Source organism: Polymorphospora sp. NPDC051019, from assembly GCF_040683055.1.
GTDB lineage: Bacteria > Actinomycetota > Actinomycetes > Mycobacteriales > Micromonosporaceae > Polymorphospora > Polymorphospora lycopeni.
This window is the reverse complement of the sequence record NZ_JBFBCH010000006.1, coordinates 1-13,506: the sequence shown is the minus strand read 5'-3', so window position 1 is coordinate 13,506 and position 13,506 is coordinate 1. Positions and strand designations below refer to the sequence as shown.

The following is a 13,506-nucleotide window of genomic DNA, read 5'->3' as shown; positions in this document are numbered from 1 at the left end:
TCGCGCTCCAGAGGGTCAGCCGGCTCCGCCGAGCAACTTGTGGATCTCCGCGTCGGACAGGCCGGCGATCTCCGCCTCGAGCGCGTCGAGTTCGGCCGCGTCGAGCTGCTGTCGTACCGCCTCGTCGATCTGACCGGCGAGACGTTCGAGGGTCGGATGGGTGAAGATCTGCCGGGCTTCGAGGCTGATCTGGAACGCGTCCCGGACCCGGGAGATGATCTGGGTGGCCTGGAGCGAGTTGCCGCCCAGCTCGAAGAAGTTGTCCCGCGCGCCGATCCGGTCGGCGGTGATCCGGTCGGTGCCGAGGATGCCGGCCCAGACCGCGGCCAGCGACTTCTCGGTCGCGGTGGCCGGCGGCGTGAAACCGGCACCGATCTCGTGCCGGGGTTCGGGCAGTGCCTTGCGGTCGGTCTTGCCGTTGCCGGTCAGCGGGATGGCGTCCAGCCGGACCAGGTGGGCCGGCACCATGTACGCCGGCAGCCGGGCGGCCAGGTGCGCCCGTAGCGCCGCCTCGTCGTATCCGGTGCCGACGACGTAGCCGACCAGCAGCGGATTGTCGGCCTCGCCGCGTACGACGACGACGGCGTCGGTGACTCCCGCGTGGTCGGTCAGGGCGGTCTCGATCTCGCCGAGCTCGATGCGGAAGCCGCGGATCTTCACCTGCTGGTCGGCCCGGCCGAGGTATTCCAGCGTGCCGTCGGACAGCCAGCGGACGAGGTCGCCGCTGCGATAGAGCCGGTCGCCGTCGGCGGGTACGAACCGCCGCGCGGTGAGTTCGGGCCGGCCGAGATAGCCGTAGCTGACGGCGGGGCCGCCGACGAGCAGTTCGCCCCACACCCCGATCGGCGCCGGCCGGCCGGCGGCGTCGACGACGCGGACCGGCATGTCGGGGAGGGCGACCCCGATCGGGCTGGCGCACCGGGCCAGCAGCTCCCGGGACAGCACCTGGTAGGTGACGTGGACGGTGGTCTCGGTGATGCCGTACATGTTGACCACCCGGGGCCGCTCCTCGCCGTGCCGGTCGAACCAGCGTCGGACCGAGTCCGGGTCGAGGGCCTCGCCGACCAGCACCACGACCCGCAGTGCCAGCTCGCCGGCGTCCGGGCGCCGTTCGTCGACCGCCACGAGCTGCCGGAACGCCGCCGGGGTCTGCTCGAGCACGGTGACCCGTTCGTGGCGCAACAGCTCGTGGAAGCGTTCCGGCGAGCGGGTCTCCCAGTACGGCACGACGACCAGCCGGCCGCCGTAGAGCAGGGCTCCCCACAGTTCCCAGACGGAGGCGTCGAAGGCCGCGGAGTGGAAGAGCGTGTGCACGTCGGTGTCGTCGAAGTGGTACCAGTCGTCGGTGGCGCGCATCAGCCGTACGACGTTGCCGTGCGGGATCATCACCGCCTTCGGCCGGCCGGTGGAACCGGAGGTGTAGATCAGGTAGGCGAGGTCGGTGCCACCGACCGCGGCGACCGGTCCCTGCTCGTCCGGCAGGTCCGCCATGGACACCCGTACGTGCCCGCCGGCCGGCAGCGCGAAGTCGGCCGGTGCCAGCACCGCCTTCACCCCGGAGTCGGCGAGGATGTGGGCCATCCGGTCGGCCGGCTGGTCGGGGTCGACCGGCACGTACGCCGCCCCGGTGCGCAGGATGCCGAGGATGCCGGTGACGAGGTCGGCCGTCCGCGGCAGGCAGACCGCGACCAGGTCACCGGCTCCGACGCGCAGCCGGGCGAGGCGGGCGGCGACCCGGCCGGCGGCGGCATCGAGTTCGGCGTAGGTGAGGTGGGTGTCGCCGGCGGTGACGGCGATGTTGTCCGGGGTGCGCCGCACCTGGTCGGCGAAGAGCCGGTAGAGGGATTCGTCGGCGGGGAAGCCGGCGCGTCCGGCGCCCCACGCCGCCAGGGTGGCGCGTTCGTCGGCGCCCAGCGGGTCGAGTCCGCCGACCGGCTCGTCGGGTGCGTCGACGGCCCGCGCGTAGACGGTGATGACGTGGTCGAGCAGCCGGGTGATCCGGTCGCCGTCGAACAGGTCGGTGGAGTATCCGGCGTGCAGCCCGAGGCCGCCGTCCCCGGCGTCGACGACCACGACCTCGAGGTCCGGCCCGGTGTCGCCCGGCCCGGCCCCGTCCGGCCCGGTGTCGCCCGCCGCCGTCCCGGGCGGGGCGGCGGCCACCCCGAAGGCGACCTGGAAGAGCGGGTGACGGCCGGGTACGTGTTCCGGCGCGAGCGCGTCGACCAGGGTGCCGAACGGCACGTCCCGGTGCGCGGCGGCGTCGAGCACGGTGTCCCGGCAGCGGTCCACCAGCGCCCGGAAGGTCGGGTCGCCGGCCAGGTCGGTACGCAGCACCACCGGGCCGGGGCCGGTCGAGCCGCCGCCGGCCTCACCGGCGCCGACCCGCGCACCGACCACGAGGTCCTCCTGCCCGGTGTGCCGGTTGAGCACGACCAGGAAGCCGGCCAGCAGTGCCGCGTCGAACGACGACGGCCGCGTACCGGCCAGGGCCCGCAGCTCACCGACGAGGACGGCCGGGATCTCCCGGGCCGCCCACGACCGGGCGCCGGTGGGACGGTTCGGCCGTGGCCGGTCGGTCGGGAACTCCAGCTCGGGCGCGTCGGCCAGCCGCTGCCGCCAGTAGGCGAGCTGCCGGCCGTGCGAGTCGGTCATGTCGCGCTCCATCCGCCGATCAGCCGGCTTCGCCGAGCAACTTGTCGATTTCCTCTTCGGACAGGCCGGCGATCTCCGCCTCGAGCGCGTCGAGTTCGGCCGCGTCGAGGCGCGGCTGGGCCGCCTCGTCGATCTGGGCGGCGAGCTGTTCGAGGGTCGGATGGGTGAAGATCTGCCGGGCCTCCAGCGTCACCTCGAACCGGTCCCGGATGCGGGAGATGAGCTGGGTGGCCTGCAGCGAGTTGCCGCCCAGTCCGAAGAAGCTGTCCACGGCCCCGATCCGCTCCACGCCGAGCAGGGTCCGCCACACGTCGGCGAGCCGGCGCTGGGTGTCGGTCGCCGGCTCGGCGAACCCGGTGCGGTCCGGGGTGGGGTCGGGCAGCCGCCGGTGGTCGACCTTCCCGGTCGGGCTGAGCGGCAGCTCGGTCAGGGTCAGCAGCGCCGACGGCACCATGTGCAGCGGCAGCCGGTCGGAGAGGAACCGGCGTACCTCGTCGAGGTCGACGTCCTGCCCGGTCTCGGGTACGACGTATCCGGCGAGGTAGGCGTCCGGGGTGCCGGGGTCGCGTACGGCCACCACGCCCTGCCGTACGCCGGGGTGGTCGGCGAGCACGTGCTCGATCTCGCCGAGTTCGATGCGTAGGCCGCGGATCTTGACTTGTCGGTCGACGCGGCCGACGAATTCGATGTTGCCGTCGGTGCGCCAGCGTACGACGTCGCCGGTGGCGTACATGCGTTGGCCGGGTTGGGTGGTGAAGGGGTCGGGGAGGAATTTTTCGGCGGTGAGGTCGGTGCGGCCGAGGTAGCCGTGGGCGAGTCCGTCGCCGGCCATGTACAGCTCGCCGGGTATGCCGATGGGTGCCGGGCGCAGGTTGCGGTCGAGGACGTAGGCGCGCTGGTTGTCCATCGCCCGGCCGATCGGCGGGGCGGCGTCCAGGTTGTCGCTCGGGCACAGGTAGTCGGTGCAGGTGACGGTGACCTCGGTCGGGCCGTAGCCGTTGTGGAACTCGCGGCCGGGCCGGCGCCACCGGTTGACCAGCGCGGCGGGGAACGGCTCCATGCCGATGAACAGCGCCCGCAGGTCGACCAGCGGCTCGGGGTCGAGCAGCCGCAGTACGGCCGGCGGGATGTCGATGAAGGTGATCCGCTCGTCGCGCATCAGTTCCTGCAGCCGGTCCGGGTCGAGCAGCGTGGCCCGGGGCGCACCGACCAGGGTCGCCCCGGTCGTGAAGGTGGTGAAGAAGTCCGAGACGCTGACGTCGAACGACGGGTTGGAGAACTGCAGCACCCGGTCGCCGGGTCCGAGCTTGAAGAGTTCGCGCATGTTGCGGCAGAAGTTGGCGATGGCGCGGTGGGGGACCATGACGCCTTTGGGGCGTCCGGTGGAGCCGCTGGTGTAGATGACGTAGGCGGTGTCTTCGGGGTGGATGTCCACTGTGGGGGATGTGGTGGGTTGGGTGTCGAGGGTGTCGGTGTCGAGGGTGATGGTGTGGATGTGGTGGGGGAGTCGGTGGGCGAGGTCGGTGGTGGTGACGACGGTGGTGACGGCCGCGTCGGTGAGTTGGTAGGCGAGTCGGTCGTCCGGGTATTGGGGGTCGAGGGCGAGCCAGGCGGAGCCGGTTTTGAGGATGCCGAGTTCGGCGACGGGTAGGTGGAGTCCGCGGTCGAGTAGGAGGGCGGTGACGGTGCCGGGTCGGGCGCCGGTGTGTGCGAGTTGGTGGGCGAGTTGGTTGGCGCGGTGGTCGAGGTCGCGGTAGGTGAGTTCGGTGCCCTCGAAGCGCATGGCGGTGTGATCGGGCTGGGCGGTGACGCGCTCGGTGACCAGGTCGTGCAGCAGTGCGGCGGACCGCTCCACCGGCTCCGGATTCCAGTCGGCCAGCACCGACGACAGCTCCGCCCGTGGCAGCAGCGTCAGGTCGTCGACCCGGACGGTCGGGTCGGCCAGCGCCTCGGCGAGCACCGTCGTGAAGTGGTCGACCAGCCGGTGCGCCCGCTCGGCGTCGATCGTCTCGGTCGAGTGCTCCACCCACAGCCGCAGTTCGCCGTCCGCGCCGTCGAACAGCATGAACGTCAGGTCGAACCGGGACGTGCCGACGTGCACCGGCACCCGCTCCACCGCCAGGTCGCCGAGGCGGAACTGGGTCGCCATGGTGGCACCGGTGAGCGCGATGCAGACCTGGAAGAGCGGGTTGCGGCCGGCCACCCGCTCCGGCTTGAGCGTGTCGACCACCGCCCCGAACGGCACGTCCTGGTTGGAGATGCTGTCCAGCACCGTCTCGTTGCAACGGCGTACGAGGTCGCCGAAGGTCGGGTTGTCGCCGACGGCGGAGCGCAGCACCACCATGTTCGCGAAGTAGCCGACCAGCGGCTCGATCTCCGAGCGGGTGTGGCCGTGCAGCACGCCACCGATGGCGATGTCGTCCTGCCCGCTGTAGCGCCGCAGCACCGCCAGGTAGGCCGCGTACAGCACGGCGAGCAGGCCGACGCCATGGTCGCGGGCGAACGCCCGGGTCGCCTTGGCGACGTCGGACGGCAGCGTGGTGTTGAAGTCGGCACCGGCGCCGGTCGGTGTCGCAGGCGGCGGCCGGTCGAGCGGGAAGTCGAGGTCCTCCGCGCCCTCGAGCTGCTCACGCCAGTAGGCGAGCTGCTTCTCGCCCACCTCCTCGGCCAGCCAGCGCCGCTGCCAGGCCGCGTGGTCCGCCGGCTGGATCGCCAGCTCCGGCAGGTCGAGGGTCCGGCCGGTGACGGCGGCGTCGTAGCGGTCGGCCAGTTCGGTGGTGATCAGGCCGACCGACCAGCCGTCGATGACGATGTGGTGCATCAGCAGGAGCAGCACGTGGTCGTCGGGCGCGACCCGCAGCAGCGGCGTCCGGAACATCGGGCCGGTCTCCAGGTCGAACGGCACCCGGGCCTGCTCCTGGACCCACTCGTGGACCGACCGGTCCCCGGCGTCGACGACCGTCAGCGGCCAGTCGTCCGGTGCCGGGTCGATCACCTGGTACGGCACCCCGTGGTCGTTGCCGAACCGGGTGCGCAGCCCCTCGTGCCGTACGACCAGCCCGCGTAGCGCCTCGCCCAGCGCGGCCAGGTCGAGCGCGCCGCGCAGGCGCAGCGCGAACGGCTGGTTGTAGGCCGGGGACTTCGGCGTGAGCTGCTGCACGAACCACAGGTAGCGCTGCTGCTCCGAGACGGCCATCTTCTCCTCGCGCGGTACCGGCACGATGCGTTGCCGCTGCGCCTTCTCCGCCAGCCGCTGCCGGATCTTCATCTCCAGCAACGCGCGCTTGATCTCGCCCGGGTCCCGCACACCCGCCGTCATCTCGTGCCCCTTCCGTGCCTGTGCTCAGCTGTTGCGCCGGGCGCTCAACGGACGCAGGTCGGTCCACACCCGCGCGATGTGGGCCAGGCATTCGTCCTTCGGGCCCGTGACGCCGACCGTCCGCCAACCGGCGGGGATCTCCCGGCCCTCCGGCCAGATCGAGTACTGCTCCTCGTGGTTCACCACGACCGCGTACCGGGTGTCGTCCCGCTCGTCGGAATCGGTCATCTCGGATCTCCCTTACGTGGTGCCGCTCGACCGTGCTCCGCGGCCGTGGCGGTCCCGGCGACCACCACGTACGCGCCGGTCACCGTGGGGCGTGCGCACCGCCCGGCCGGTGGCCGGGGGCGCCCACGGCCGTGCCGGTCGCGGGCGCGGACGCGGCCGGGACCTGGCTGTCGGATCACGGGCACGGCGGTACGCCGGACGGCGGCGAGCCTCCGTGTGGTGTGTTCGGTTCTACCGGGACCTGCTGCGTGACGTGGCGCAGCCGGTCGAATCCCCTGCCGGGCGAAGCTATCTCGGTATTCGGACCACTGTCAATATTGATCGACTTGGCTGTCTGTTGCCGTTGCGGTGTGGGGTGACGTCTGCGCTGCTCATGATGACCGTGTCGGTTTCCGGGTGACCGGTAGCATTTTTAGAGTGTCGATGTTCCTCGATGAATCGCATGTCGTGACGTCGCCACATCCTGTTGACCGGTTTGTAAGTTCGGTACGATTGATGATCGTTTTCGGCGCCGATCGGTCGGTATTGTCGCGATCCTCCGGTCCGGAAGTCCGGCCCGCTTTCCCGGTCCGGGCGTCGTTGTCCGATGGGGTTTGGCGAGCCGTCGACACATCAATCGATGATGACGGACATCGATTGATGTGTCGCCATTGGTCAGATGTCGCGCGGCAGGGACCAAGTGATCCACCGCTGACTGTTAGTCTCCAGCCTCATGGAATCCGAGCCGGCATCGGACACCGGCGGAACCCGTCCGGCGGCACTATCCGAAACCCCCCGCCAGCGCCTGGTCGCCGGACTCCGGGTCGGCGTCGGGCTGGCCCTGGCCGCGTTCATGCTCGCCGTCACCTTCGGCGCACTGGCCCGGTCCGAGGGCTGGGGAGTGATCGCCCCGATCGTCTGCTCACTGGTCGTCTTCTCCGGCTCCGCGCAGTTCGCGCTCGCCGCCGCTCTCGCCGGCGGCGGCGGCATCCCGGCGGCCGTCACCGCCGCCGCCCTGATCAACGCGCGGTTCATCCCGATGGGCGTCGCGGTCGCCGGTGACCTGCGCGGCGGCCGGCTGCGCCGGGCCATCGAAGGCCAGGCCGTCGTCGACGCCTCCTGGGTCGCCGCGCACCTCGGCGGCGGCCGCTTCGACCGCTACCGGCTGATCGGCGCCACCATCGTCCAGTGGCCGGCGTGGGTCGCCGGCACCGCCCTGGGCGTCGCCCTCGCCCCGCCGGAAAGCCTGGTGGAAACCCTCGGCCTCGACGTCATCTTCCCGGCCTTCTTCCTGCTGCTCCTGCTCGACGAACTACGCGGAGCACGCCCCAGCCGCTTCGCCGCCGCCGTCGGCGGTGTCGTCGCCGCCGGCCTGGTCCTCGTGGTTCCGACCGGCCTCGCACTGCTCGGATCCACCGCCGGGGCACTGCTCGGCCTGCGCGGAAAGGGGAAGCAGTCATGAACCTGTGGCTGGCCATCATCGCCGTCGCCGCGGTGAGCTTCACCTTCAAGGCGATCGGTCCCGCCCTGCTCGGCGACCGGGAACTGCCGCCCGCCGCCCGCAACGTCATCGCACTGCTGGCACCCGCCCTGCTCGCCGGGCTGATCGTCGTGGAGGTCCTCGGCCCGAAGTGGACCGGCGTCGACTGGACCCTGCTGGTCGGCCTCGCCGCCACCGCCGCCGCCTGGGCGTGGCGGGCACCGATGCTGCTCGCCGTACTCGTCGGGGTGATCGCCACCGCGCTCGCCCGTCAACTGCCGTTCTGAGCCGACCGCCGGGCCCGGCGGCGGCGACGCAGCGCCACACCGGCCGTCACCGCGAACAGCAGCACCCACACCGCCCCCAGGTACGCCAGCAGACCCGGGAGGTAGTCCCGGTCGTCCAGCCCCGGATTCGGCGGCGCCGCCGACGGGCGGGTCAGCAACGGCGTACCGACCAGCAGCAGCGTCCCCGTGGCGAACAGGCCGACCACCACCATCGTGCGCCACGGCCGGGGCAGCAGCCGGGCGACCAGCACACCGGTGACCGCCACCAGCGGCGCCAGCAGCAGGTCGTGCGCCGGCGGACCGGTCACCAGCCACGCCGCCACGGACAACAGCACCGCCGGCGTCCACTCGATCTCCCGCGCCAGCAGCCAGCCGCCGTACCCCATCACGGCCGCACCGACCGCGGCCAGCGCCACCCGTACCCCGCCCGGCCGCCCCCGGCCGGCGGTCACGGCAACACCCGCAGCACGGCGACCCACTTGGTCTGCAACACCCCCGGCCGGGTCGCGGCGATGATCCGGCACGGATAGCCGTGGTCCAGGCTCAGCTCCTCCCCGTTGAGCCCCAACGCGAGCAGGGTCAGCCGGTCCTGGACGTGGTCCGGCAGCAACAGGCTCTCCCGGTACGTCCCCACGGCCTCCAGCGACTCCACCCGCACCCGGCCGGTCGGGGCACCGACCGCGGCGAGCAGATCGGCGACGACCACCCCGGTCCACACCGCCGACGCGCTCCACCCCTCCACACACGCGATCGGCAGCCGTACGGTGTGCTGCGGCAGCGCCGCCAACTGGTCCCGGGAAAGCTCCCGGCGGCCACCGGGCCACTCGACGGCCAACCGCCAGTCGGCGCCGACCCGCGCCACCCCGGCCGCGGTCGCACTCCGGTTGATCGGCAACCCCTGCGGTCCCCGCGACGCCCGCCAGCTCAGCGGCGACACCCGGTACAGCCACGGCACCGTCGCCCCGGCCGTCGCCACCACCGCCGCCAGCGCGGCGAACCCGCTGGCCGAAAGCAGCCCGCGCCGGCTCAGCCCGGACACCCCCGGCGCCGGCCGCCCCACCTGCCGGCGCAACCCGTCGCGGATCTTCGGCAGCTTCACCGCGACATGGACCAGCAGCGCCCCGACCGCCACCCAGGCCACCGCGTAGTGCGTCGGCACGAACCGGAACAACCACGGGTACGACTGCGCGCTGTTGAACATCCCGGTGGCGAGCTGGAAGAACGCCGCGCCGATCAGCACGAACAGCGACGCCCGCTCCAGCGCGTGCCCGACCGACCGGAGCGCCGGCCGGACGAACAGCCTCGGGTAGACGCTCCACAGCTTGGCCAGCAGCAGTGGCACGGCCGCGATCCCGCTCAGCACGTGCACACCCTGCGTGACCCGGTAGAGGTTCACCGGCCGGGTCGGCCACCACGAACCGTGCTGGGCGACGTGCGAGAGCACACCGGTGACGAAACACAACCCGAACGCCACCCCGAGCAGCACGCCGAGCCGGGCGGCCACCCGTACGTCGTGACCCTCGGCGCGGAAGTCCTCCTCCCGCGGCAGCCTGAGGTGAGGTCTGCCGGTGACCTCGCCGCGCTCGGTCACGCGCCCACCCCGGTCACGCCGGGGCCAGCTCGGCGAACCAGCGGTCCTCGTCGCACAGCACCACCCCGATCACCAGCGGCGTGTCCACCACCAGCGCCGGCAGCGCGTCCAGGCCGACCCGCGCCCACTCGAACGGCACCCCCTCACCGCGCTGGTGGTGCAGCCGCGACCAGCCCCGCCACAGGCCGCTGCCGGGCTCGTCGACCTCGACCACCACCGTGCCGCCCCGGCGCAGCAGGCCCGCGCAGCGGCGCAGCAGCGCCACCGGGTCGCCACCGATACCGAGGTTGCCGTCGGCGAGCAGGACATGCCGCCAGCGCCCCTCGTGCGGCAACCGGTCGAAGACGCTGCGGCACAGCGCCGCCGCACCACGCTCCCGGGTCAACCGGACCGCCCGCGGCGACGTGTCGATACCCAGCGCCGGCAGGCCCCGGGCCACCACCTCGGCACTGATCCGACCCGGCCCGCAGCCGACGTCGAGAACCGGCCCCGCGCACCGGTCGATGAGCCGGCGCATCACCGGCTCGGCGGCGCCGTGCCACCGGTGTACCGGCAGCACGGTCTGCCGGCCGTCGCCGTCGACCCGGTCGCAGCGCAGCCCGGTGAGCACGGCCGCGTACCCGTCGGCGACCGTGCCGGCGGTGCGTGCGGTCACCAGGCCGCCAGGCGGGGCGCCGCCGCCGGACGGTCGGCCACCGGTACGGTCGGCACCGCCCCGACCGGGGCCGCCGACACCTCCGGTGCGGTGACCGCGCGCACCGCCGCCGCGAACCGGCCGTCGGGTACGGCGGCCGCCACCGCCACCGCGTCCGTCATCGTGTCCACATCAGACAGACTCGGCAGGATGCCGACCGGCAGCTCCCGTCCGTGCAGCGCGGCCAGCGTCCGGTCGGCGGTGTCCGGCCGCGACATCGCAACCCCGCGCAGCACCTCGGCGTGCTCCGGATCGCACAGGCCGAGCGCCCACCAGCCGCCGTCGTGGGCCGGACCGAGCACCGCCGGGACACCACCGGACAGCCGGTCCAACGCCTCGGTCAGCATCGCCACCGTCACCTGCGGGGTGTCCATGCCGATCTGCAACACCGCCGACCCCGGATACCGGTCCGCGGCGTCGGCGTGCGCGGCGGCCAGCCGCTCCGACAGCTCCCTGCCCCGCTGGGCGAGCACCGTCCAGCCGTCCAGCGCCCCGACGATCGGTCCCGACCCGACCCCGTCGGACAGTTCGCCCTCCAGCGCCAGCACCGGCACCACGTCCGGCATCGCCGAAACCACCTCGATGGTGTCGAGCAGCGCCGCCGCGGCGATCCACGCCGCCTGCTCCGGGCTCGCCGGCGGGGACAACCGCGTCTTGACCCGTCCCGGCACCGGCGCCTTCGCGACCACCAGCAGCACCGCCGGGCCGCCGGTCCCGGCCGGCGGCTCCCGGTGCCCCGAAGCCGGTGGTGGATCCGACCGGCTCACCACAGCACCCGCGCCATGTCGCGGGCCGCCCGCAGGCTGCCCCGCACCGAACCGGAAACCTTCGAAGTCGTGCCCGCCGCCCGGGGACGGTACGCCACCGGCCGCTCCACGATCCGCCAGCCGGCCCGTCCCGCCCGCGCCAGCAGCTCCAGCGGATAGCCGAACGCCCGGTCACGTACGTCCAGCAGCAGCAGGTCACCACGCCGCGCCGCCCGCACCGGACCGATGTCACGCACCGGCAGCCCCCGCCGCCGCATCAACGCCGCGAGCATCGCGTTCCCGACCCGGGCGTGCCACGGCCACGCGCCCCGCCCGACCGGCACCCGCCGGCCGACGGCCAGATCCGCGGCACCACCGGTCACCAGGTCCACCAGCATCGACAACCCCTCCGGATCGATCGAGCCGTCCGCGTCGAGCACGCAAACGACATCGGCGTCGGCGGCCCGCAGCCCCGCGTCCACCGCGGCGCCGTAACCGCGCCTCGGCTCGACCAGCACCGTCGCGCCGGCCCGGGCGGCGACCTCCGGCGACCCGTCCCGGGAACCGTTGTCGACCACGATCGCCCGGTAGCCCCGGGGAATCCGGCGCAGCACGTCCGGCAGGGCCGCCGCCTCGTCCAGGCAGGGCAGCACCACGTCCACGGTCATGGCGGACCCTCGCTCCGCTCGGGCCGCCCTGACGATCGGCTGGGCGGGCTGATTCCCTCGCTCCGCTCGGTCATGGGCGCGAGTTAGCCGTTTCCGTGCCGGCTAAACGCCGGGGCGGCGCTTCGGAGGTTCCGGCCCGGTCGTACCCGGCGCACCGTTACCGTGACCGGGTGCGCCAGGCGCCGACGGACCGTACCGGTGGGGCGGCCCGGAACGGCCTCCGCGCCGACGTCGCCGCGGCCGGCGCCGCGCTGCTCCTGGTCGCGGCCGCCGTCGCGGTCGGCTGGTGGCTGAACCGCCGCCACGTGCCGATCTACGCCGGCAGCGCCCCGCTCTTCGCCACCCCCGGCCCGCACGTCGGCATCGGTACCGTGCTGGCACCCCTGGTCGCCGCCGCGGTCGTCGGCGGGCTGCCCCGGCTCGCCGACCGGCTCGGCTGGCGCCGCCTGCTGCTCACCGCGTACGTCGCCGCGCTCGCCTGGATCCTCTCCCTCGCCATGATCGACGGATGGCGGAACGGCCTGACCAGCCGCCTGACCGGCGACGCCGAATACCTCATCGACGTACCCGGGGTCACCGACATCCCCGCCATGCTGCGCACCTTCACCGACCGCATCCTGGACTTCCAGCCCGACTCCTGGCACACCCACGTCTCCGGGCACCCGCCCGGCGCGCTGCTTCTCTTCGTCCTCCTCGACCGGATCGGCCTCGGTGGTGGCACGGCCGCGGCCCTGCTCTGCGTCCTGGTCGGCGCGCTCACCGCCGTCGCCGTACCGGTGACCCTGCGGGCGCTGGGCGACGAGCCCGCCGCCCGGGCCGTACTCCCGTTCGTGGTTCTCTTCCCCGGCGCGGTCTGGCTCGGCGCGTCCGCCGACGCGATCTTCGCCGGGGTGACCGCCACCGGCATCGCCGCGCTCGCCGTCGCCGGCCGGCGACGCGGCCCCGTCCTCGCCCTGGCCGCCGGCGCGCTTCTCGGCTACGGCGTCTTCCTCTCCTACGGGCTGGTCCTGATGGCCCCGATCGCGCTCGTCCCGGCCCTGGTGTCGCGCCGGCTGCGGGCCACCCTGTTCGCCCTGGCCGGCGCGGTCGCGGTCGTCGCCGTCTTCGCCGCCGCCGGCTTCTGGTGGTACGACGGCTACCGGCTCGTCGTCGAGCGCTACTACCAGGGCATCGGCCGGGAACGGCCGTACGCCTACTGGGTCTGGGCGAACCTGGCCACCCTCGTACTGGCGGCCGGTCCGGCCACCGCCCCGATCCTGCGCCGCGCCGTCGTCGCCCTCGGCCCGGCCGCCCCCGGGGAGCCCGGCGGTGCGGGGTGGGATGGCCGGGGCGGCGGTTCCGGGGCACCGCGGCACGCGCGGCCGGCTCCGCCCGGTGCCGTCCGCCGGTTTCTCGGACGGCTGTCGACCGGCCCGGTCGCGCTGCCGCTGGCGGCGGTGGTCGCGATCGTCGCGGCGGACCTGTCCGGGCTGAGCAAGGCCGAGGTGGAGCGGATCTGGCTGCCGTTCGGCGTCTGGCTGATGGCCGGCGCCACCCTGCTCCCGGCACGCCACCGGCGCTGGTGGCTGGTCGCGCAGGCGGTCACCGCGCTCGCGGTCAACCATCTCGTCCTGACCGTCTGGTGACCGTGCCGCCCGCGTTCCTTGATCGACGAACCCCGGCCCGGGCACGGCCGGCGCGGGACGAGGTGGCTGGCGGGGGATGAGGCGGCAGGCGCGGGATGAGGCGCTGACGGGGCGGTACTGCTGTCGCGCTCCACAGCGAATTCGGCGTACAAACAGCGAATTCGCTTCCGCGGTCTCGGTCTGCAGGTTGATCCGCTCCGCGTACGGGTAGGTCGCGGCGGTGGTGTAGCCGTCGAC

General features: G+C 73.4%; 11 protein-coding genes. 3 read left to right on the top strand and 8 right to left on the bottom strand.

Annotated features, from left to right (window positions below):
- Nucleotides 1–15 precede the first annotated feature (15 nt).
- The 3 genes from AB0M79_RS13270 to AB0M79_RS13260 are packed head-to-tail and all read right to left on the bottom strand — an operon-like array spanning nucleotide 16 to nucleotide 6,199.
- Complete coding sequence (locus tag AB0M79_RS13270) at nucleotides 16–2,652, bottom strand: amino acid adenylation domain-containing protein (protein WP_364212018.1); 2,637 nt, start codon at nucleotides 2,650–2,652, stop codon at nucleotides 16–18.
- Between the two features lie 19 nt (nucleotides 2,653–2,671).
- Nucleotides 2,672–5,971, bottom strand: coding sequence for an amino acid adenylation domain-containing protein (locus AB0M79_RS13265; protein ID WP_364212015.1), 3,300 nt, complete (start codon nucleotides 5,969–5,971; stop codon nucleotides 2,672–2,674).
- A 24-nt stretch (nucleotides 5,972–5,995) separates the two neighbouring features.
- A complete protein-coding gene (locus tag AB0M79_RS13260) occupies nucleotides 5,996–6,199 on the bottom strand; it encodes an MbtH family protein (RefSeq protein WP_357536865.1) in 204 nt (67 codons plus the stop codon).
- A gap of 712 nt (nucleotides 6,200–6,911) precedes the next feature.
- On the opposite strand from AB0M79_RS13260, the gene AB0M79_RS13255 reads away from it, so the two are divergent.
- On the top strand, nucleotides 6,912–7,640 hold the full coding sequence (locus AB0M79_RS13255) for an AzlC family ABC transporter permease (RefSeq protein ID WP_364212012.1): 729 nt from the start codon (nucleotides 6,912–6,914) through the stop codon (nucleotides 7,638–7,640).
- Entirely contained in the window at nucleotides 7,637–7,945 is a 309-nt protein-coding gene (locus AB0M79_RS13250; RefSeq protein ID WP_357536869.1) for an AzlD domain-containing protein, read from the top strand. The genes AB0M79_RS13255 and AB0M79_RS13250 overlap by 4 nt, the downstream gene beginning before the upstream one ends.
- On the opposite strand, the gene AB0M79_RS13245 is transcribed toward AB0M79_RS13250, so the two are convergent.
- From AB0M79_RS13245 to AB0M79_RS13225, 5 genes are all read right to left on the bottom strand, one after another.
- On the bottom strand, nucleotides 7,930–8,397 hold the full coding sequence (locus tag AB0M79_RS13245; protein ID WP_364212008.1) for a hypothetical protein: 468 nt from the start codon (nucleotides 8,395–8,397) through the stop codon (nucleotides 7,930–7,932). The genes AB0M79_RS13250 and AB0M79_RS13245 overlap by 16 nt on opposite strands.
- Nucleotides 8,394–9,536: a molybdopterin-dependent oxidoreductase gene (locus AB0M79_RS13240; RefSeq protein ID WP_364212005.1), complete on the bottom strand. Its 1,143-nt coding sequence runs from the start codon at nucleotides 9,534–9,536 to the stop codon at nucleotides 8,394–8,396. The genes AB0M79_RS13245 and AB0M79_RS13240 overlap by 4 nt, the downstream gene beginning before the upstream one ends.
- Before the next feature lie 13 nt (nucleotides 9,537–9,549).
- Nucleotides 9,550–10,146, bottom strand: coding sequence for a class I SAM-dependent methyltransferase (locus tag AB0M79_RS13235; RefSeq protein WP_364212832.1), 597 nt, complete (start codon nucleotides 10,144–10,146; stop codon nucleotides 9,550–9,552).
- Between the two features lie 41 nt (nucleotides 10,147–10,187).
- Nucleotides 10,188–10,928, bottom strand: coding sequence for a DUF2064 domain-containing protein (locus AB0M79_RS13230; RefSeq protein ID WP_364212829.1), 741 nt, complete (start codon nucleotides 10,926–10,928; stop codon nucleotides 10,188–10,190).
- A gap of 65 nt (nucleotides 10,929–10,993) precedes the next feature.
- Nucleotides 10,994–11,644: a glycosyltransferase family 2 protein gene (locus AB0M79_RS13225; protein ID WP_357536875.1), complete on the bottom strand. Its 651-nt coding sequence runs from the start codon at nucleotides 11,642–11,644 to the stop codon at nucleotides 10,994–10,996.
- Between the two features lie 251 nt (nucleotides 11,645–11,895).
- On the opposite strand from AB0M79_RS13225, the gene AB0M79_RS13220 reads away from it, so the two are divergent.
- Complete coding sequence (locus AB0M79_RS13220; protein ID WP_364212826.1) at nucleotides 11,896–13,269, top strand: hypothetical protein; 1,374 nt, start codon at nucleotides 11,896–11,898, stop codon at nucleotides 13,267–13,269.
- The last annotated feature ends 237 nt before the right edge of the window (nucleotides 13,270–13,506 follow it).

Excerpts from the sequence above, each read along its gene's own strand:
- AB0M79_RS13270 (WP_364212018.1), bottom strand. The coding sequence starts at position 2,652 with ATGACCGACTCGCACGGCCGGCAGCTCGCCTACTGGCGGCAGCGGCTG.
- AB0M79_RS13265 (WP_364212015.1), bottom strand. The coding sequence starts at position 5,971 with ATGACGGCGGGTGTGCGGGACCCGGGCGAGATCAAGCGCGCGTTGCTG.
- AB0M79_RS13260 (WP_357536865.1), bottom strand. The coding sequence starts at position 6,199 with ATGACCGATTCCGACGAGCGGGACGACACCCGGTACGCGGTCGTGGTG.
- AB0M79_RS13255 (WP_364212012.1), top strand. The coding sequence starts at position 6,912 with ATGGAATCCGAGCCGGCATCGGACACCGGCGGAACCCGTCCGGCGGCA.
- AB0M79_RS13250 (WP_357536869.1), top strand. The coding sequence starts at position 7,637 with ATGAACCTGTGGCTGGCCATCATCGCCGTCGCCGCGGTGAGCTTCACC.
- AB0M79_RS13225 (WP_357536875.1), bottom strand. The coding sequence starts at position 11,644 with ATGACCGTGGACGTGGTGCTGCCCTGCCTGGACGAGGCGGCGGCCCTG.